The organism is Echinicola sp. 20G (assembly GCF_015533855.1).
In the GTDB taxonomy this organism is placed as follows: domain Bacteria; phylum Bacteroidota; class Bacteroidia; order Cytophagales; family Cyclobacteriaceae; genus Echinicola.
In genome coordinates this window covers 1,879,509-1,901,209 of sequence record NZ_AP024154.1, presented here as the reverse complement: position 1 = coordinate 1,901,209, position 21,701 = coordinate 1,879,509, and the positions used below count along the sequence as shown (strand labels likewise).

At 42.3% G+C, this 21,701-nt stretch carries 10 protein-coding genes; all 10 read right to left on the bottom strand.

Going from position 1 to position 21,701, the window contains the following annotated elements:
* Window positions 1–31: 31 nt before the first annotated feature.
* The 10 genes from JL001_RS08320 to gnd all read right to left on the bottom strand — a co-directional run bounded on the left by JL001_RS08320 (window position 32) and on the right by gnd (window position 21,459).
* Entirely contained in the window at window positions 32–1,912 is a 1,881-nt protein-coding gene (locus tag JL001_RS08320) for a rhamnogalacturonan lyase (RefSeq protein ID WP_200975653.1), read from the bottom strand.
* Window positions 1,913–2,232: 320 nt separating this feature from the next.
* Window positions 2,233–4,047: a RagB/SusD family nutrient uptake outer membrane protein gene (locus JL001_RS08310; protein WP_236252752.1), complete on the bottom strand. Its 1,815-nt coding sequence runs from the start codon at window positions 4,045–4,047 to the stop codon at window positions 2,233–2,235.
* A gap of 2 nt (window positions 4,048–4,049) precedes the next feature.
* Window positions 4,050–7,238, bottom strand: coding sequence for a SusC/RagA family TonB-linked outer membrane protein (locus tag JL001_RS08305; RefSeq protein ID WP_200975651.1), 3,189 nt, complete (start codon window positions 7,236–7,238; stop codon window positions 4,050–4,052).
* A gap of 18 nt (window positions 7,239–7,256) precedes the next feature.
* Window positions 7,257–8,615 (bottom strand): fasciclin domain-containing protein, encoded by a 1,359-nt coding sequence (locus JL001_RS08300; protein WP_200975650.1) that lies wholly within the window; start codon window positions 8,613–8,615, stop codon window positions 7,257–7,259.
* 51 nt (window positions 8,616–8,666) lie between these two features.
* Window positions 8,667–10,370 (bottom strand): fasciclin domain-containing protein, encoded by a 1,704-nt coding sequence (locus tag JL001_RS08295; protein WP_200975649.1) that lies wholly within the window; start codon window positions 10,368–10,370, stop codon window positions 8,667–8,669.
* A 17-nt stretch (window positions 10,371–10,387) separates the two neighbouring features.
* Window positions 10,388–11,875, bottom strand: a complete 1,488-nt coding sequence (locus JL001_RS08290) for a RagB/SusD family nutrient uptake outer membrane protein (RefSeq protein ID WP_200975648.1) — start codon at window positions 11,873–11,875, stop codon at window positions 10,388–10,390.
* 23 nt (window positions 11,876–11,898) lie between these two features.
* Entirely contained in the window at window positions 11,899–15,159 is a 3,261-nt protein-coding gene (locus tag JL001_RS08285; protein WP_200975647.1) for a SusC/RagA family TonB-linked outer membrane protein, read from the bottom strand.
* A 23-nt stretch (window positions 15,160–15,182) separates the two neighbouring features.
* Entirely contained in the window at window positions 15,183–17,411 is a 2,229-nt protein-coding gene (locus JL001_RS08280) for a fasciclin domain-containing protein (RefSeq protein WP_200975646.1), read from the bottom strand.
* Window positions 17,412–18,148: 737 nt separating this feature from the next.
* Complete coding sequence (locus tag JL001_RS23260) at window positions 18,149–19,636, bottom strand: PKD domain-containing protein (RefSeq protein WP_200975645.1); 1,488 nt, start codon at window positions 19,634–19,636, stop codon at window positions 18,149–18,151.
* Window positions 19,637–20,004: 368 nt separating this feature from the next.
* Entirely contained in the window at window positions 20,005–21,459 is a 1,455-nt protein-coding gene (gene gnd / locus JL001_RS08270; protein WP_200975644.1) for a decarboxylating NADP(+)-dependent phosphogluconate dehydrogenase, read from the bottom strand.
* Window positions 21,460–21,701 lie beyond the last annotated feature (242 nt).

Genomic DNA, 21,701 nt, shown 5'->3' with positions numbered 1-21,701 from the left:
CATACCATGATTAAGCCTAGTGTCCTCTTGATTACTTTGTGCTGATTTGTGGTCTAGGAGGGTTTTGCATCCCTGCACCAAGATAAAAACCCGTATGGGCAGGCTGATTGTAGCCCACATTTTGCCACGCAATGCTCAGACGATAAACTGGGTCATGCATCAAGGTGTAGAGCCTTTGTTCTGTGGGAATGGTAGTGGTAAAAATTCTTAGTTCCTGCCCATCTTCCGTTCTAGCGATCAACTCTTCCCGCCAATCACCAAGAATATCCGCGCAAAGTGCAGGATTGGATTTGGTGCCGTTATTTTTTGCCACAAGATAATCTTCACCTGTAAAAATGCGATTAGAGCGCTCATTTTCGAAATCCCACTTGTCAATATCCACTCCATTCAGGATTTCTCTGAGCAAGTCTCCATCCCACCATATACCCATATTGCAGGAGCTGGGCTTCTTCTCTGAAATCACCTCTCCTTTGACATTCCAAAGGCCTTTAAGTCCCGGTCCTGACGCCCAACTCTCATAGCCCATATACCTCGGATCAATATCAATGGCCAAGCCCCTTCCCACATCTTCTGAAGGGTAAGACCAAATGATCTCTCCAGTATCAGCGTCTCGGAGGTTGGCACCATGCTCATGTCTGACATGTTCGTGAATGCCGAATAATTCCATGCCTGGTCTTTCTGGATCTATATCCGATAAGTGTAAGGCATCACCATGTCCAAGGCCCGTGCTGTAAATTCCAGACCCGTCATCATCCAAAACCATCGCTCCGAAGACGATTTCGTCTTTCCCATCTTCATCAATATCCCCAATGGATAAGCTGTGATAGCCTTGTCCTGCATATTTACGGTGGTCAGGATCTCCATCATGGCTGTCAAACGTCCAAACTTCCGACAGGTCACCTTCCCGCCAATTCCATGCGGCAATTACCGTTCTTGTATAATAACCACGGGTCATAATCAAGCTTGGGTGCTCACCATCCAAGTAGGCAATCCCTGCCAAAAAACGGTCCATCCTATTGCCATAGCCATCTCCCCATATTGCTTTCAGTTCATCTGATGAAGGGCTTTCTTTACTGGGGTGCCTGGATGGAATATAATTCGTGGTGGCCAATGCTTTGCCAGTCTCTCCATCAAAAACAGTTAAAAATTCTGGGCCTGCTAAGATGTATCCGTCTTGATTCCTGTAATCTGCATTAGCATCTCCAATAACATTTCCCAAAGCATCAGTAGTACCGTCTGCCGTTTTGCAGGCTACTTCTGCTTTGCCGTCACCATCCAAGTCATACACCATAAACTGCGTATAATGAGCTCCATCCCTGATATTCTTACCTAGGTTAATTTCCCAAAGCATGTCCCCATCAAGGGTGTAGGCTTGCAAAATAGGTGGATCTGTCAAGCCCTTATGGGAATTGTCATGTGTCTTTCCAGCTTGGTGCAGTACTATTTCATATTGCCCGTCACCATTAAGATCACCCACAGAAGCATCATTAGGCATGTAACCTTCAGGGGTTTTTAATGGAATAGAGAGGTAGTTTTGTTGCCATGTTGAACTGGGCTGGGATGCTTCAAGTTCTTTGCCATCTACTAATGCCCTTACTTCATATGTACTTTTACTATCTCCTCCCTCATCGGTAAAACTGCTTGCCTGTGTTATCGGACGCTTGTTTATTTTTTTTGATTTACCGGAAGGAGTCTTTCGGTAGAGGTTAAAACCGATATCCTCCGGCTCAGTACCCAATACACGCCAACTGATAAAATTACCGCCCTCAGGAGAAGGAAGCGCTATTAACCCTCGGTCTAAGGCTTCCATTTGCCGCAACTGCTGCCCAGTTGCCCATGAACTATTGATTAAAATTAAAATGAATACGGCAAGACCTGAGGTCTTGCCGTATTTTAATAGGTTAGTGAACATAGCTTATTCTTCAATGGTTGAAATTTCTACATTTTCATTGTAAGAATTTCCTGTGACCTGCTGTATTTCAGTGCGAAAATTTGCTGCCAAAATACATATTAAAAGAGTAGCTAAGTAAACTAACAACCGGGTCTTCAAGCTCAAGCCAGAAGACTTTTTCATTCTTAGATACTTCATAACTTTGGGCGATTGTTAACTTTCCCTTAATATAAGCTATTCTTTATTTCTAACAAACGCATTTGAAATATATTTTTTATTCAAATACGTTTTTTTGCACTTCACAACGTATCTTACTGGTTTTAAATCAATTATAATCTATTTTACTCTTCCCAATGAAAAGGGAGGAACCAATCTCCATTGTTCAATTTAGCCCTTACACCTGCTGCCCTACCGATCGCTTCAGGGTTCTTGGACTTTGACAATTTATCATATACCCTGTCTGCTAAAACGGATGGATTTCTTCTCATCGCAATTCGAAGTAACTGCGGCCATCTGTGTCCTTCAAATGCCAACTCCAGCGCTGACTCTTGAATGATCAAATCTTCTGTCCAATCTTTTTCTTCTTGCACACCTGTAATTCCTTCTGGCAAAGTGATTGGAGGCAAGTAAGCCCTTCCCCGAATTCCTTGGTGTCTGTACCAAGGCCCTCTGTAAGTTGGAAAATCTCCTTGTCTAGCGTCGAAATCATAAGGGGCTCCATAACCTAAAGTATTCTGAATGTCTGTAACATCATCACCAGAGAAACCTTCCGGTGTGTAAGCCACTCTTATTCCGTCATTGATGATGGCTCTAGAGAGCTGACTGATGCTATCCAAATTATCCCGGTTGGCGGCTTCCGCAAACTTTAAGTGCACAGAAGCAGCTCTCTCCAAAATCCACTTCCCCTCTTTTTGAAGTGGGGTACTGATCGCGTCGTAATTAAAGGTAAATTTACCCACTTCAGGATCCATGGTGTCCCAGTTCTTTGTAGATAATATGCCCCTTGCATCAAACTCCACATTATTAAATTGAGTTTGACTATTCCACTTGTCCAAGATTGACTGAGAAGGTTTGAGTTGATACTCTCCCTCTCCAGCATTGGCAAATAGTCTGACAAAAGGATATTCAGGAGCAAAATCACTATCATAATGCATCACCCAAACCCATACATCATAGGAATATCGCTCCCCGGCAGGCCGGCCAAAAATTGACCGCCAACCATTAGTATTGTCATTGTACAATGAATTGATATCATTTTCCTTTCCATACCTGACATTAAAGTAATTCGAAGAGCTCCAAGAAAGCCTCATTCTATCATAATAAACTGCGCCTGCACCAGGCCCCATGGAAGTAGAGGACTCCATGATAGTTCTGAACATTTCTGCTGCTTGGGTGTAGTTTCCCTGCCACAAATACAAGTCTCCCAATAAACTTCTCTTATTGACAAAATATGTACTTAAGTCATAGCCTGCAGAGCTACCCACCAAACCGATATTGGAAGGATAAGCATCCAAGTAAGGCATGGACTCCATATACTCCACTAGTTCATCGATCAAATCCATCAAACCCAACCTTGGAAAAAGAGCAGGATTATTGACATCATCAATGGTTTCAATGCTTTTGGTCACATAGGGAACTTCTCCAAAATGAATCCCCAATTGCAAATAAACCCAAGTTCTCACTGCTGCCACATCAGACAAGCGCTGGTTATATTGATCCTCTGTAATCCTGTTCTCATCCCGCATTTTTTCAAGACCTTCCAATACATCATTACAGTTTAAGATCACCCTGTAAAATGGCTTTGGATCTGCATACTTGTTATTATCAGAAGCCACTACACTATGATTGCTCAAATCTACCAAATCACGGTCTGCCATCATGGTAGGCTCGATCAGGTCGGCCCTTACTTCATTAAGCACCACGTATTGTTCGGCCAACTTCATCATTTCTCCGTACACGCCCATTACCGCCACATCAGCATCCTGCTGATTTTGATAGTATCGGTCTTTATCCAGTTCCAAAGTTGGCTCCACATCCAACATATCGGAGCAGGAAAACAACCCCACACTTATCGTGGCCACCGCCAGGTATTTCTTGAAAGGGATAGACATCATTTTCATATTTTGGGCTTTTAAGATTCTTGTTAACTTTTCCATGATTACAATCCGATTTTAAGTCCCAACAACACACTTGCAAATTGCGGCGTCAATCCTACATCTACACCTTGTCCGAATACACTGCTGGTATAGCTGAATTCAGGATCATAGCCCAGATAATTGGTAATGGTCAATAAGTTTTGACCCGCTGCATATACGTTCACATTCTTGATTATCGAACCATTGACTGGAATATCATAACTAATATTTAAGGTTTTCAACCTGAGATAGGAGCCGTCCTCTACCCAGCGATCAGAAAAGCGACTATTTCCAGAAGGGTCTCCATATGCCAATCTAGGCATATCGGTTTCTTGCCCCTCCGCTCTCCAACGGTTTCTGACACTTATGAATTGGTTTTCATAAGTTGACATGCTTTCCATTTGCTGTCTTACATAGTTATAAACATCGTTTCCGTAGCTGAAAGAGAATGCCGCATCAAACGTAAATCGCTTATAGGTAGCATGGGCAGTAAAGCCTCCATAAAAATCTGGATTTGGATTGCCAATAATGGTTTTATCATTGTCATCGATAATACCATCGTTGTTTTGGTCAATGAATTTCACATCACCAGCTTGAAAGGGAATCAAGTTTCCATTTTCGGCATAGGTACTCAAACCTGCAGAAGTAGCTTCTTCGCTCGTGTTATAAATTCCATCTGTTTTATATCCGTAGAACATGGCTGCTGACTCACCCGTAGTGGTGATGACTTCACCTCCAGCCACAGGGGTAATTCGTTCGTCATAAGGCAACTTTTTCACCTCGTTGGTATAAGTACCAATCTGAAGTCCCAGGTCAAGTTTCACATCTCTGTCCAAAACTTTTGCATAGATACCCAAGTCAACGCCTCGGTTAACCATTTCTCCACCATTAGCTAAGTAGTAGTCCAAACCTACAACTGTCTTCAGTGGCTGGTAAGTGAGCATATTTGAGATGGTATTTTGGTATACGTCGATACTAAAAGCCAAAGTACTGTTGGCCGTGGCAATGTCGATACCTGCATTTACTTTAGAATTGGTCTCCCACTGGATCTTATCATTTGCGATGTTCGACCTTACCAAGCCTTGTACTGCCATGACATTGGAACCTGAATACAATTGGTACTGATTATAATTTCCTATTCCATCATTGCCCGTCTGGCTATAGCTCAGACGCAACTTTAAAAGATCAAGGGGATTGGAGGCCATAAAATCTTCTGAAGAAATCAGCCATGCGCCACTGATGGATGGGAAGACTCCAAACTTATGATTGAAAAGGCTAATACCCTCTTCCGCTTCACTGCCAAACCTAGAGGAGCCGTCTACCGCCACATTTACATCTACAAAATATTTGTTGAGGTAATTATAGCTCGCATCAGCATAATAGCTCATCCAAATCCACTCACCGGTATTTCCGAAAGCTTGGTTCAGGCTCACTACTCCAGATCCCAATGTGATAAAATCATCAGTACCTGAGTTAAAAGAGTAACCTCTGTCTTCTTCTAGTTTGTTTCTATTGAATCTAAAACCTAAGCCCAAGTCGAAGTTATGTGCATATCCAAAGGTATTGTTATAATTAAACCTGGTATCGCTGTATGTTGAAAACAGCCTTTGTACTTGACCACCAATTTGGTTTTTGATAATGGTATTGGTTCCATTTTCTTCTTCCACACCTAGGTCAGGTACAAAGAACGATTCCCTGTTTTGGTCTATGGTCAAACCAAACAAGCTTTGAAGGCTAAAACGGTCACTGAACTGGTATTTGGCATTAAAAGAACCAAAGAAGCGGAATCTTCTATTCTGTGCCTGCATGTTTTCGATGATCGATCGAGGGTTACTGATTCCTAAGGAATCCGAGTCGCTCAAATTGGGAGACTCCACCCCTTGCTCCGAGAAAATATTCGGTGCTAAAAAGGGCGACTTGGACAAACCCAAATAAAGAGGGCTGATACTGTTTACCTCACTTCCATACTGGTACAAGTCCGTTACGGCATAGGAAAAAGCCATATTGGTTCCTGCCGTGAATTTTTCAGTCACCTGAAAATCCGCATTGAACCTTACATTGGATCTTGAAAAACCTTCTCCTTCAATGATACTACGGCTTTTGAGGTGACCAATAGACAAGGCATAAGTAGCAATATTATCCCCTCCAGATACTTTGATAAAGTAGTTTTGGTCATAACTGGTTCGCATTACCTGATCCTGCCAGTTGGTATTGTTATGATAATTATAATACCCTAAGGTATCTGGCGTTTCATTCAAATAACGGTGGCTCAGTGCCTCATTGGTACTCAGTCCACTGCTTCGCAACATTTCAGAAAAATAAGGCTTGAATTCATCTGCCTCCATTACCGGAAGGTTTTTGGGTTGAATATTGACCCCGCCATAGGTGTAAAAGTCAATTCTTGTCGTCAAATCCTTTGCCCTGGAAGTAGTGATGAGCACCACGCCATTTGCTCCCTTAGTACCATAGATGGATCCTCCATCCTTCATATAGGTCACTTTATCAATGTCTTTGACATCAATGTAGGATAGTGGGTTGGAGGTGAATCCATTGATCACAGAACCTTCATATTCATTCATGTCGTAGATCATTCCATCCACCACCACCAAAGGTTTGGCGTTGGCATTCAAGGAACCTAAGCCACGAATAAATGTATTGGCCCCAATACCAAGAGTACCGGATCGTCTGATCATGTTTACCCCTGCAGCTGCTCCTTGAAAAGCAGTTTCAGGAGAGTTAGCCTTACCTTTCCATGCGTCAGTAAGGTCTACCGTGGATATCGCCCCGGTCACTTGGTGGGACAGCCTTTCATCATAGGGTAGCTGCACCAAACCTTTTCCCGCTTGAGCCAATTCAAAATCAGAAAGGGCTATTTCAAGGTTACTTCTTCCCCTTAATGGAATTTCTTTGACTACATCATCTCCCAAACTCACCACGATGGTGGTGGAATAACTAGGTACGGTCAACTTAAATTCTCCTTCAGAATTGGAGAAAGTGGCTGATATATCTTTGTAGGACAAGCCTATTCCTTCCAGTGGAGCCCCGGTTCGTTTGGAAACTATCTTGCCCGTCAATTCTTCCGCCAGGTAAGCTGCTTCATTGTTGGGCTTGACCTTTACCTCCTCTACTTCTTGGGCCATCAAACTACCCGCAAAACCCAACTGAATGGCCAGCGCTGCTGTGCATATCTTGTATATATTTTTTAGCTTCATCGATTTCTGATTTTGGGTTTATTCAAACACAGGAACTAATTTCAGGTAATCCAGAACCAACGTGTTCCAGTCATTATTTGAGGTAGATTCCGCCTTTAGGATCAGCTTCAGCTGCCCATAGTTTTGCACTTCATGTTCCCCAATAAACACCTCCTCGAGATTATTGAATTCCACCATCTTGTTCCCATAAGGAAGGTTGGATACCGAGTCTATGGCAATACTTTGCCAGTTGTTTCTCGGCCAATAATCATCATTGTTGGCTAACCAATAAATTCTATACTTGGCGGAGTGTACCTGTGGCACATTATAAGTCACATGGTAGGATGGCGTGCTGTGGTTAAAAACCAACAGGTCACGCTTATTGGAGGCCCAAGACCTGGCGCGAACGTTCACAGGGCCAGAACTGCCACTGATCGCATCATAGTATTCCCCTTCAATCTTAATTTCTGGAATTTTATCCGAGAGCTTATAATCAAAGTCATTCATGATGTAAATCACCCCATTGGAAGCATTGATCTGACGTACTACATTTTCGGGATGAAAAGCCACCTTCACACTATCCACAGATATAATAGTGTCCGGTACATTCTCATAATAAGATGTGGTGAACACCAAGTCTTTGGTAAGTCCCAGTGAAAGGGGTACAGACATCTCATCTGGCAAGGTATCCTTAAAATAAGGTTCCATTTCCATTTCGAAAGTCTCATAAGCTGCATCATCCAACATAATAAAAGTATAGGTTGAGTCTTCATTGCTCAGATCCGCTACATCATATTGGAAGTAATTGTACGATTCCATGGTAACCTCATCAGTCACGGACATATTCATGACCAATTGGCTGATTGGATTACCACTTTCTTCCTGTACGATCTCCCAAATGTTCTTTTTAGGAACCATATATGCATCCACTTTATAAAGCACACCATTTTTTGCCAACCGGTCTGCATATTCAAATGAAGCTGATTCATCTACAGAAGTGATGCTGTTTTCACTCAGCACACTTACTTTTCCATTCAGCATCTTCACCCTGATAGGAGCCTCCTCGGCTTGATAGCTGAGGTTTTCTTGAAAGCCAATATGGTTTCCAACAAAAAGCTTTAAGGCTTCCTCATCTCCTGTAATGGTTGATGGCAGGTTTCCTAATGCCGCGTTGGTCGGCGCCCATACGGTATAAGAGCCCGAGGACAACTGCTTGTCCAGCCCTGACTCCACCAAAAGATCCGCAAAAGTGCTGAGGTCAGCATCCGATTGGATCAACTGTACCAAATTATTGTTTAAATCCTGCGCTGCATTATTATGCTCCTCCCATTGATCCGAGCATGCGCTCAGACCAACGAAAAGCATTATTAGCAGGTGGTTTTTATATTTTTTGATCATGTTCTTGCTATTTGAAAATTATAGGACTTTAGATTTTCCAGAAGGCATATGTTAGTCTTCATCATCTTCATACACCAGTGATCCATCAAGTGCAAACTTTGGATAAATCTGGTCATCTCCTTCTGGGATAAAGTGGATCATATCCAACCAAAGCCCTCCATTACTACGCCCAATACCCGTAATCCTGTCAAAACGAAGGGTATGCTCACCTGTGGTCTGAACATCAATGGTGCCGATAAAACGTCCCATGATCCTACCACCATTGGAGCCTGCTGTCAGGTACTCCTTCCAGCCCCTAGATTCCAACTCATCTTCATTCATTCCGTCAGGTGCCTTTATACGCGTATCCAAAAGTCTCGCCCCAGGAATATCCTCTCCGTTAAAGGTCATTTTGAGCTCCGCTCCATTATTCCACTTGTCGCCATAATGGCAAACCCATACTTTATATCTTCCTTTAACTAAAACAGGAGTGGTAAACTGAACCATATTAAGTCTATTTCCTTGGATCTCAATTTTCACGAAGTCCCCATTGCTGTAATAAATTTCATTCAGTCCTGGTGGAATATAGTTCACCATGGCATCCACGTAATTTCCACCCCAAGTCATTCCTGCAAGTTCTCCTAATTTAAAAGTGTAATTAGGTGCTCCCGGAACCCTGAAATATTGGGTCAGCTGCCTGATTTCTGGCTGATCTGCTACATCCCAATACACCGCAGTTGGAGCCCTCAGCTTGATGGCGTAATGCTCTTCTACTTTATGGACCACCCCATTAGTGACAGAATTATCACTTTCAGGCCGGATGATTGCTGAACCTGGTTCTAATACCCCGAAGAAAACATCTTCATTGACCAGTACTTCTTCACCTTTTAATTTAATGGTAATCACTTCCTGAGGTGCTTCAGTTTGGTGGGCCGTGGCCGTCACCAAATCCGCTATGTATTTGATGTTCGGCAGGATATGATATGCCATAAACAAGTTCAAACTGTCCAGGGGATTGCTTGGATCGCCCAAGTGGGAGTAGCGACTTTCCAAAGCGGCATAGCTATCAAAACCAGCTGCGGCAAAAGTCTCATCCGATTCGGCCATCACAGTGTACCAAACACCTTCTTCTTCACTGCTCAAGGTTTCATGCCAACCAGTCGACTTCAAAGCTGCAGAGAAAATAGAGTATTCTTGTTTTTCCTCAATCCATGCTGCCGCAGTTCTGGTTGGAGGAGACAGTACATTGTCAATGGCATGCATGATCCCATTTCCCAGTTTGATATTACTCTGTAAAATATTGGCTTGACGGTTTACCCTGATAGAGGTCTGACCATCCACAAATTCAGCTCCTGTGACAAGGTATTTACCATACTCTGTCGGGATAGGTAATTTCCCATCGGTAAAATTGGCAGTGGAAATGGTATCTGTCAATAGGTGATACCTTACGATATCTTTGGCTTCTTCTTCACTCAAACCTTCCAAACTCAGACCGTTCTCACTCAAATAACCCTCCACGGCCGCATTATTGGGCGCAAAAAAAGTATAGGTTCCATAAGCTCCAAGATACCCTTCTGTATTGGAAATTTCCAAAATCCTCGAAAGACTGGAATAGTCATCCGGGTTTTGCCTCAAATAACCACTGATATTGGTATCATCAGTGATATTGATATTGGATGGTGGTTCAAAATCACAGCTGATCAATCCCAAGAACAGCATTGACACGAGAAATCCTGTCCACCTGCTCCAGTTCGATGTTATATATTTAGTATTCATCTGCAGATATTTTAGGTTTATTTGATGTAGTAAGGATTTTGAACCAGCTCAGGGTTGGCGTCCAATTCCAAGAAATAAACTGGAAGGTAATGGCTGCGTGTGTCCCTTAATTGGTTCAAAATTGAGTTCAAGTTAGTTTCCGGGGCATTGGTAATGGCCGCGTTCAACATTAGATCCAAGTTGGAGTAATTGTCCATTTTGGATACCCTAAGCAAATCAAACCAGCGCTTTCCTTCGAAAGCCAATTCCCTAGCCCGTTCCGCCAGCACATAACGAACGATGTCATTGGCACTGGAAGCTGAGGGACTTTCCTCTGTGGCCTCCACAGCACCACCTCTTTCTCTTATTTCAGCGATGATTTCCAAAGCTTCTTCTCCTCTACCAATTTGGGAGAGACCTTCTGCTTTCATCAGCATCACATCTGCAAGACGGTAAACTATCCAGTTGGCATAGGAATCTGTCGCTTCACGGCGCTGGGACTCTCCCAAACCGATGTACTTCCAGATTTCCCCACTGGACTTTAGCGTCACATCAATACTTCTTGCATCAATTTCTTCAGGAAAATTGATATCGAAACCATAAGTATCTTCCAATACGGAAGGATAGGCCAAAAACCTTCTTCCTTGGACCGTACTGAACATGTTAAAAAAGGCATTGTTTTGGGGTGCATCATATTGGATTTCGAAAATACTTTCTGTCGAATTTCCTTCTACAAAAAGAGACCTTAACCAGCTCTCTTGCTCCACCAAGCTGTAAGGTCCTGCCAATACTTTGTCAGCGGCCGCTACAGCCTCTTCATAATTTTCCATCCACAAATGCACATCAGCCTGAAGGGCATTGATGGCATATTTGGTCATCCTTCCTTTGGAGGCTGCTGATGTTTCATGGGATTCATAGATGTCTACTTCAGCCAACTCCAAGTCCTCTAAAATTTGTGCGAGCACTTCATCTTGGCTGACCTTGGGCATGGTCAATTCATCTTCATCACTATCAATAGCATCAGTCACCAAAGGCACATCGCCAAACGTCCTTACCAGATAGAAATACATCAATGCCCTTAAACCCCTGGCCTCTGCCACATAATTGTTCAGGTCTTCTACTTGAAAGGTCTCATCCGTATCCAAAGCCTGAGGCCCGTTTTCAATGACATTGTTACAAAGGTTTATGGTACCATAAAACCCACTCCAATCTGCTAATGGATTGGTCGCTTGGATATTTCCAAAAATAATTTGGGTATCATTATAGTTGGCTCCTGTGTTTAGGGCCACCATATAACCTCTTAGTTCTCCCCAAAGGAACATTCTCTCTGTCAATTGGTAGCCCCTATAGTTGCCATTCAAAGAAGCATAAGCTCCAATCAGTGCAGAGCGCACTTGCTCTTTGGTCTGCCAAAAGTCCTGCTTGACCACCCCATTCACTGGGCGAAGGTCCAGCCAGCTATCACAAGCTGTCCCTGCAATGGCCATCAAAACCAGTAATGTATAAGATATATATTTTTTAAACATGGTTATCTTCTTTAAATGATCAATTAGAACCGCGCGTTGATACCTAGAGTAAAGGTCTTGGAAGGAGGAGTCCTTGCCTCATCATACCCGATTTGGAAGAGACGATTGGCATTGGAACTCATCAAACCAACCTCTGGATCCTGTCCTGTATAACTTGTCCAGGTAAAGAGGTTCTCTGCCGTCACATAAAAGCTCAAATCCTTTAATTTGATTTTATCCAAAAACTCATTTGGCATGCTGTAGCGAACGGTAAGAGTTCTAAATCTCATAAAAGAACCATCCTCCACATATCGGTCTGAACCCAGCCAGTTATAACCTGTTCTGATCAATGCTCTTGGCATATCTGTTTCATCACCTGGCCTTCTCCAGCGGTTAAGCACTGCAGTATTCTGGTTGTCATAGCCATACATGTTTTCCGTCAACATTTTGGTACGGTTCACGATATCTGCACCATAGCGGAAGTTGAAGTACCCTGAAATCTGTAAGTTCTTGTAGGTGATCCTAGGACCAAAGCCACCAGTCAACTTTGGATTAGCATCTCCCAACCAAACAATGTCCCTGTAATCGATATTTCCATCATGGTTAATATCCTCGTACATGGCATCACCAGGCTGGAATTCATAAGCGATGTTGGGATAGTTAAACATCATCTGTACCACATCTCCATTCGGCCCTGTGATCACATTGCCATTGGCATCTCTTGCTATGGTAGACTCTCCATCTTTGTAAACCCCTAGGTATTTGAAGCCATAGAATGAACCTAATGGGTTTCCTTCCTGAATGGTCACATAATAGTTTCCATTGGACTGCATTGCCTCTAGGTTATCGGTTTGGTACAAATCAGAGATTTCCTGAATGATGTTTTCGTTTCTGGCCACATTAAAATCAAAGTCGATTTTCAGGTCACCTTTCCTATAAGGAGTCGTGAAAACTGAAAGCTCCCAACCCTTATTGTCCATGGTACCAATATTCATATCAATGGAAGAAAAACCGGAAGAGCTTGGGATTCTGAGGTTATCAAAGAACAAGTCTTTCGTACGCTTACGGTAAACATCCAATCCCACAATCAACCTACTTTGGAACATCTCCAGGTTCAAACCAAAGTTAGTCTGCCCTACACTTTCCCACTTGTAATTGGTCAATTCCAAATTATCCGGCACCACACCTGTTTCTCCCAAGTAATTCCAGCTCAAATTGGAGAAAGTACTAAAATGCAGGTAATTGGATCTTGGAGTATTGCCACTCTCCCCATAACTGGCCCTTAAACTCAACTCGTTGATTAAGCTTTGGTTCTCCATAAATGGCTCGCCTGAGATTCTCCATCTACCTGAAATACTTGGAAAAGTACCCCATCTATTATTAGAACCAAACTTAGAGCTACCATCCCTTCGCAAAGAAGCATTGATAATATACCGATCCAAAAGGCCATATTGTACGTTGGCCAGCATGCCAATCGCTCTTGACTGACTTGTGGAAGAGGAAAGGGAAATATTATCAGTTCTGGTTACAGAAGAAGGGTCCTGCAAGAATGATGATGGGGCATTGGTCGTCGCCACATAATATCCATCACTTCTGACTTCATAAGTTGTAAACATCAATAAGCCCATTAGACTATGATCTTCTCCCAAATCAGGCGTATAATACAACTTACTAAAAGTTTGGGTGATCAGGTTTTCATAATCTGAATTAGAAGCCGCATTTACATTTTGGTTATTCAAAGGCAAACCAGTGGCCACCTGAGGCAAGAAATCATAAGACTTAGTATTATTAATGTCAAAGGCTACATCAGATTGGAACATCAGATCCGGTCTGATATGATATTGTAAAGTAAACTTTGGAATGATCCTATTGCTTTCAGCAACATTCGAAGCCTCTTCTGCCATGGCCAAAGGATTATAAGTTCCGGAGAAAGATCCTTGGATATTTGACTCTGGGGAAAAATAGTTAGGTGTTAGATTTCCGTACACATCATATTCATAAACCGACATGTTGGGCATTTTTTCATAAGCCACAGAACGAAGGTTTCTATTCCAGTTACTAGTTGTTTTTGAATTGGTATAAGAAAGGTCAGTCATGATCCTGATCTTTTTGGATACCAGGTAATCCAAACCTATTCTTGTCGCAAATCGATCAAAAGCAGTTCCCTTGGTTGTTCCGACAGAACCATTTTTATTGACAGACACCCTGTATCGGGTTTTCTCTCCACCACCTGATAAGGCAATATTATGGTCTGTCATATGTCCCAGTTCCGTTACCTGATCGATCCAGTCTGTATTATTACTGTAATTGTAAAAATAGTACGGATCATAAGGGTCATAAGAGAATTCCTTATTGGCGTTGATATTCAGAGGTACACCAAAGCTGTTCATGTATCCTTCTGCAATCAAGGTGGAATATTGGTCACCATTTAGCATGGGGATCTGATCAGGTTGTTTGGTAACAGAACCTCTAAAGCTATAGGTTACTGTGGGTTTACCTTTCGTACCTCTTTTGGTGGTGATCACCAAAACACCATTGGAACCTCTGGAACCCCACAATGCGGTGGCCGCAGCATCCCTTAATACGGTGATGGACTCAATATCGGAAGGAGCCACATTCAATAACTGTGCATATTGCTGTTCATTGGCATTGGCAAAGTCAAAATTGGATGTCTCCGTCTGGAAAGGAATACCATCCACCACAATCAGAGGTTCTGAGGAACCATTAATGGAGGTTGTTCCTCGAATCCGAATGGACATCCCTGCACCTGGATCTCCAGAGTTGGACACAATATCCACTCCGGCCATTCTACCTTGTAGTGCTTGGTCGATGGATAGGGCAGACATTTCTTTCAATAGTTCAGCATCTACCCGGGTAGAGGAAGATGTCAGGTCACGTTCATCTATTTTCATCATTCCCTGATCAATCATCTTCTCAGCGGTCACTTCTGCAACATCCAGCTCACTGACATCAAACTCCAGCTCCAAGTTGATCTCAGAACGGCCGTTGATCGGAACAGTGATGGTTTTATATCCAATAAATGATACTCTGATCCTATTTTGCTTGCTGGATACTCTAAGGGAAAATTCACCGTTTACATCAGTAGCCACTCCTCGCAAGGTCCTTTCATCACTATCCACTTCTACGACAGTGGCGCCAATGATCGATGTCCGATCTTCTTTGTCAATGACCTGTCCTTTGACAATTTCCAGGGTTTGCGCCTGCTGTTGCTGGCCATTTGCCCCGGTGTATATCAAGGTCAGCCCCATGACAAACCACAAAAGTTTCTTGGTAAAATTTTGCATAAGAAATATTTTGGTTATTGGGGTTAGTTAGTTTCTAATACTCGATCTATCTCATGTAGTACCGCATAACTTCCCAAGACATTACTGTTAGGGATGTTCACATTGGCTACATTTCCTTTTTCATCCGTCACCGTCATGGTGTATGGAGGCTGAAAACCGTTGGCGCTGTTGTCGATGATAACTTTTTTAATTTCACCTTCCACTGTCGCAAAGAGTGTTGAGAAATCCTCACCATCTTCACTTACAATCTTTTTACCATCAGGAACAATAATATCCCTAGGTACAAAATGGTACTTCAGGAAACTGGCTATGGTGTACATTTCCTCTGAGTCAGAAGTGTAAGGATCCGCTGGCAATACCCCATCTGCGATTGCAGCATCCATGGCATCATTGGAAGGAATCAAAACCGTAAAAAACTGTCCAGGAGAAACTCCTTCGATCTGTAAGGAATTGGGATCATAAATACTGGAGTTAGAAAGGTATTCTGCAAATTTGGAGAACTGGGGTGTTTCCAAAATTTTCTCTGAGAGCACTTTCTCTGTGTAAGTAAGTAAACCATCGGTGTAGAAATCCGAGCCATTGTTTGCCTCATAGGTTTCACCTGTATTTACTACTACAGCCTCACCACTGTCTACATTTCCTGAAGCGACAAACATTCCGTTTTCATACTTAATGTATTCCCCACCGTAGGTTTCCAATATTCCAGAACCAGAGATATCATCGAGTTCATCAGGATTGCTCAATTTGATAATGCTAAGCTCCACCATCCTAATCAACCTTTCGTATGCTTGGTTAGGGTCTCCATTATAAGTCCACTGATTTCTAGCCCCTGGATCATATTCAAATCCCGCATCATTCAATTGTTGGTTGGACATCATCATCAATGCAAAGCTTTGTCCTGGATCAGAAACAGTAAACCTGTAATTGTCCAAAAGTGTCCTCATGATGCTGTATTGAGGATCCAAATAGGGACGACTATATACCGTAAAAAAGAAGTTACCTTCTTGGACTTTATTGGTACCATAAAACAAGCCATTGCTGAGCACCTTTTGGTCAGTAATATCTGCATCCGGATCAAACCTTGCCTCTTCATTCAATAGGTTGGTGAACAGCTCAAATCGACTTGGCCACATGGTAGATTGCCACATGTGCATGTTCACAAAATCAAATAAAATCTGATCCGGCACACTGGATAGTTCTCCATAATACTCCAGCAGCACTTCATCCAAAAATTGCTGCAACGGCCCATTCTCAGGGACAAAAAGGGTCCAGCTATCTGATTGGGCATCATTTCCTCCACTTAGAAAGTTTTCATTGTTGGGAGCAAAAGCATAAGATCCTGTGTAAGACTTGACATAAACAGGTCCAGTTAGGTCATATACCGGAGCAAATCTTTCCGTCAGTTCTGGATAGGAAGCCGCATCATAACTAATGGCTGTGTTGTTTTGCCTATTTCTAAATTCCATCTCTACAATGGATTTGAACAAGCTATAATTGGGATTGTCAGAGAGGTAATCTGCAATGTTTGGCATTGGCTCTATGACGCGATCCACCACATGTACATAACCATTTTCCGCAATCACATTGCTTTGGATAATGTTTGCCCCAGCAACCTGGGCGCCTGAAAACGGTCGATCATAAAACCCTTCAATATCATCGGCAGTTAAATCCAGACGATCCAGGTAATGCTGTAAAAAGTAGGGCATGTACTTGTTATTGTTGTCATCCAAGTTGTAGGTTCCTATACCGTTTCTGTTGGTAGCCACAATATCCAACTCTTCTCCTTCGACCATTTCCTTGAAGACTCCTTTATAGTAGGCCGTTTTTCTGCGAAATGAAGACGAAAGTGTATCACGCTGTGGTCCGGTTTGGTAATAGGCAAGATCTGTTAAATTGTAGGCATTGTAAACGAGTGAGTAGGAGACAATCTCGCGGGCCTTTTCTTCGCTGATGTCAGCGACACCACTGATATTGTTTTCTTGGAAGTAAAGCTCAAAAGCTTCATCATTGGGAGCAAAAGCGGTCCAGTAACCTGCAGTGCTGAGCGTTTGCTTATAACCTGCCTTTTCTACCAAAGCCAAATAATGGTCAAAATTCCCCCGAAACCGGACGGAATCTGACAAAACTTGATAGATCGGACCTTCTAAGCCCTCGGGTCTGGCATAATACTCATCAAACTCTTCCTGGCAGCCCACCAAGAATACGCCTGACAAACAAAAACACGCCAAAAGCAGTTTTGTAAAATTGTTCATAGATTATTGAGGTTTTGTTAATCAACTTCTCCCTAGTAATTAGCCCTTATGGCGATTGATTAACCTCTTGAACAAGAAAGCCAATTGCCGCATCATAAAAGTTTTACATTTTGGGATATATACGAAATTTAAAAAAGTAGCACTCAACAAGTGTTATGGTTTATACTGGTATAGTGTATTTTATACATTTATATACCTGCAAAGATTTCATTACTTTTCGAGCTTAATTTGTTCATTAAACCCAGTAAATTTCACTTGCTTTAATTCAAAAAACACTCTAAAATAAGTTACTAAATCGATTAGTTTGGTCGTTAGACCTATAAGGGGAGAACAGTCGTATTTTAACATAAACTGATATTAATTTTGCAGTTCAGCACAGTACGTAATGGTCAGAAAAAAACAAAACCAACCAAGAAAATCGTTTTTACGCTTTCTGGTTGGCTTCCTATAATTTATGATATTGCCAAAATACTTCCAAACCTTCTATTGGAGTGAAGACAATAAGTCTAATTATTCCACAATGGCCTGATTTGGACCTAGTGGGTTTATACCTTTTACTTTCCTTTGTTCAACAAAATCTGTGTCCATCTGCAAATTCTGAGGGGATCAACTCGGCACCTTAAAGCTATTGGCATATTTACGGATAGACATATAATCAAAAACCCGTGCCTATATCACCTAAATCATAGGCAATAAAAGCACGGATTCTTGTAGTCCCACTTGGGGTCAAACTGTTTTTACAATAAAACCAACCTGATTATTTCCTCAAAGTAAACCGACTTTGCTTCCTCAGTTAGCTGCCAATAATAAGAAGCACCGCCTTCATCAGCCCCAAAACCAAAGTAAGTCCTTGGCCCGGCGGCGGATTCACCCGCTCCGGCATAGAACTCCGTTCCTGTATCAAAGCGAACAAACAACATAGCGCCACCTTCAGTACTACCACCATCACCCGCTGCGCTGGAAGCCAATACTTGTCCATTAGGAGCCGTGTTAACATAAAGCAAGTTCACAGGGGTAGCCAACCAAGGGAGTAAATTATCTTCACCAATAGTAACTTCATCAAAAGCAATATCATCGGTTTGCGGAATCATTGCACGAACTACTTCTCCCCCTTCAGGATTATAAGCAGCAGGATTTCCTGCATTATCAAACCAGTTCAAGCGATTATTTCTGGCACCCCATTGGGAATTCAATATCAGCGGAGTTGTAATGGCATTCCAAGCAATTTTATCATTGCCATCAAAGTCTCCGGAATTACCACTACGTCCAATAATAACCAAATCTGCCGCATTAAGCATATCTATATCCTCTTGTGGAGCTGTACTGAGGGTAGAATTGTAATACCTGATAACATTAAAACCCTTGTCCTCTATCCATCCAATCTGATCATCATCCAAAGCATCATCGGTAACAAACACAATCGTGTAAAGAGAAGTATCTACCGGAATTTCCACAGTTACCTCTTGACTGGTTTCTACTACGACTCCATCTTCACTTGTAGCAGTCAAAACAACCGTATAGGTTCCCTCTGCGACATAGGTATGACTAGGGTTTTCTTCGGTGGAAGTATTGCCATCACCAAAATCCCAGGAATAAGTCACCACGTTTTCAGATGTATTGTTAAAGTTTACTGTCAAACCTTCATCATCGAAAGTATAATCAGCTAGAGGAGGTCCTTCCACGGTTATTTCTTGGCTGGTCTCCACAGTTGTTCCCCCTTGGGCCGTAGCATTCAAAACGACTGTATATGTTCCCGCAGCCTCATAGGTATGGATTGGACTCTCTTCGGTAGAAGTATTACCATCTCCAAAATCCCAAGAAAAAGTAACTGCGTTTTCAGAGGTGTTAGCAAAGGTTACCATTAAGTATTCTTTCTCAAAAGTATAAGCTGCTTTTAGATTCTCAATAATGGTTATATCCTCGTCGGCTTCTACTATTTTTCCGTTTGCCCCCTTAGCCGTTAAAACAACAGTATAAATCCCAGCTGCTTCATAGCTATGGCTAGGGTTTTCCTCCGTGGAAGTATTGCCATCACCAAAATTCCATGAGTACGAAGCAACATTTTCTGAGGTATTCGTAAATGTTGCCATCAATTCATTCGTAGCTGTGGTAAAGCCTGCTGCGGGTTCAACTGGCTCCATTTCATCCTCTTTACAGGATGTGATCAGGATCAACGACAAAACGAGGATCGTTAAACACTTTAAATTTCCATAGATTTTTTTCATAATTGATTATTTTGGGATTGAACTGGATAGCAGCATCAAAAAAACACCACCTACTTTTGATGGCAAGATTCAAAGACCATTGATACTTCTAATTAAGCCTAGCAGCCTTCACTTCTAACCTTGTTATTAATATTGTGAAGACTAAATGCCTGATCAAATTATGGCAAAAATTACCTAAAACCGTTCTGCACTGTTATGAAGCTGAAAGACAAAGCTTAGCCCCTTTATAAAGAAAAATGCAACAATAAGAGTGAGGACTTTTTGAAGGCCTAAGCTTTAAATGATTGCAATTGAAAAAGGATCAAACTCAATTGAGCCTGATCCTTTTCTTAAATTTATAATTACTTTTTCAGGACAATCTCAAGCTACTAGCTGTTATAGGCAGTAGATACAGTATCGGCTCCTTCGCCTGTCCAATTGGTATGGAAGAATTCTCCCCTTGGCTTATCTACGCGCTCATAGGTATGCGCTCCGAAGTAGTCTCTTTGTGCCTGAAGCAAATTAGCTGGTAGACGTTTGCTTCTGAATCCATCAAAATAGCTTAAAGCTGAAGACAAAGATGGCACAGGAATACCATTGCTAATGGCCGTTGCACAGACATTTCTCCATCCTTGCTGGGCAGCTTGCACCTTATCCCTAAAGAAGGAATCCAACAGCAAATGAGGAAGATCCGGTGCTTTGTCAAAAGCTTTATTGATATCTCCCAAGAAGGCTGAGCGAATGATACAGCCACCTCTCCACATCAAGGCAATAGCCCCGTAGTTCAGGTCCCATCCATGCTCTTTAGAAGCCTCCATCAAAAGGTTATAGCCTTGGGCATAAGAGATGATCTTAGCGCCATACAAAGCCATTTTGAGATCATCCAACATCTTGGCCTTATCTCCATCAAACTTGATTTCAGGAGCTTCAAAAACCTCAGAAGCCTTGGCCCTAAGATCTAACTGAGCCGACAAGAATCTAGAGAAAACAGATTCTCCGATCAAAGTCAAAGGAACTCCCAAGTGCATGGCTGCGATGCCAGTCCATTTTCCGGTTCCTTTCTGCCCAGCAGTGTCCAGGATTTTCTCTACCATCGGCTCACCATCCTCGTCCTTGAAGGCCATGATATCTGCCGTGATCTCAATCAAATAAGAATCGAGTTCTTCTTTGTTCCATTTTTTGAAGGTTTCGTGCATCTCATCATAGTTCATGCCCAGTACCTCTTTCATGAATTGGTAGGCTTCGGTGATGATCTGCATGTCACCATATTCAATACCATTGTGGATCATTTTTACGAAATGCCCAGCCCCATCAGCGCCTACCCAATCGCAGCATGGCACACCATCATCTACTTTCGCAGCAATTGCCTGAAAAATCTCCTTCACTTCCGGCCAAGCTTCTTTACTTCCACCTGGCATCATGGATGGACCTCTCAATGCACCTATCTCTCCTCCTGAAACCCCTGTACCTACAAATTTAAAGCCCTTGCTTTCAACATATTTGGCTCTTCTGATGGTATCTTCGAAATAAGAGTTTCCTCCGTCAATGATGATATCCCCCTGATCCAAATGTGGGATGATCTGCTCAATAAAATCATCTACCGGCTGTCCTGCCTTTACCAACATCATCACCTTGCGAGGAGTCTCTAGAGCCCCTACTAACTCTTCTATGCTATGCGTTCCAATGAAATTCTTTCCAGCACCTCTACCCTCGATAAATTTATCTACCTTTTCTGTGGTTCTGTTATAAACAGCTACAGAAAAGCCTTTGCTTTCCATATTCAAAACCAGGTTTTCACCCATTACGGCCAGGCCAATCAAGCCAATATCCGCTTTCTTTTCCATGATGTACTTCGTTTATTTAGTTGATTATTAATGATTTTTCTTATTCTTGAGTAAGCCTGACAAACTTTACTATCTTTCACAAAGATAGGAATCGAAAATACAATTCATCTACACATCCCAAAAAGTACTCTATATTATTTCGTTACCAAAGACATGGACTTAGATCAACAAACCTTATCCATGTACCAAATAGGGCTATAAATTCCTTGAAAGTTATTATTTGACCTTGGTGTAGTTGTAAA

Coding starts and splice junctions, on each gene's coding strand:
- gnd (WP_200975644.1), bottom strand. CDS start 21,459: ATGGAAAAGAAAGCGGATATTGGCTTGATTGGCCTGGCCGTAATGGGT.
- JL001_RS08285 (WP_200975647.1), bottom strand. CDS start 15,159: ATGCAAAATTTTACCAAGAAACTTTTGTGGTTTGTCATGGGGCTGACC.
- JL001_RS08290 (WP_200975648.1), bottom strand. CDS start 11,875: ATGTTTAAAAAATATATATCTTATACATTACTGGTTTTGATGGCCATT.
- JL001_RS08305 (WP_200975651.1), bottom strand. CDS start 7,238: ATGAAGCTAAAAAATATATACAAGATATGCACAGCAGCGCTGGCCATT.
- JL001_RS08295 (WP_200975649.1), bottom strand. CDS start 10,370: ATGAATACTAAATATATAACATCGAACTGGAGCAGGTGGACAGGATTT.
- JL001_RS08320 (WP_200975653.1), bottom strand. CDS start 1,912: ATGTTCACTAACCTATTAAAATACGGCAAGACCTCAGGTCTTGCCGTA.
- JL001_RS08280 (WP_200975646.1), bottom strand. CDS start 17,411: ATGAACAATTTTACAAAACTGCTTTTGGCGTGTTTTTGTTTGTCAGGC.
- JL001_RS23260 (WP_200975645.1), bottom strand. CDS start 19,636: ATGAAAAAAATCTATGGAAATTTAAAGTGTTTAACGATCCTCGTTTTG.
- JL001_RS08300 (WP_200975650.1), bottom strand. CDS start 8,615: ATGATCAAAAAATATAAAAACCACCTGCTAATAATGCTTTTCGTTGGT.
- JL001_RS08310 (WP_236252752.1), bottom strand. CDS start 4,047: ATGGAAAAGTTAACAAGAATCTTAAAAGCCCAAAATATGAAAATGATG.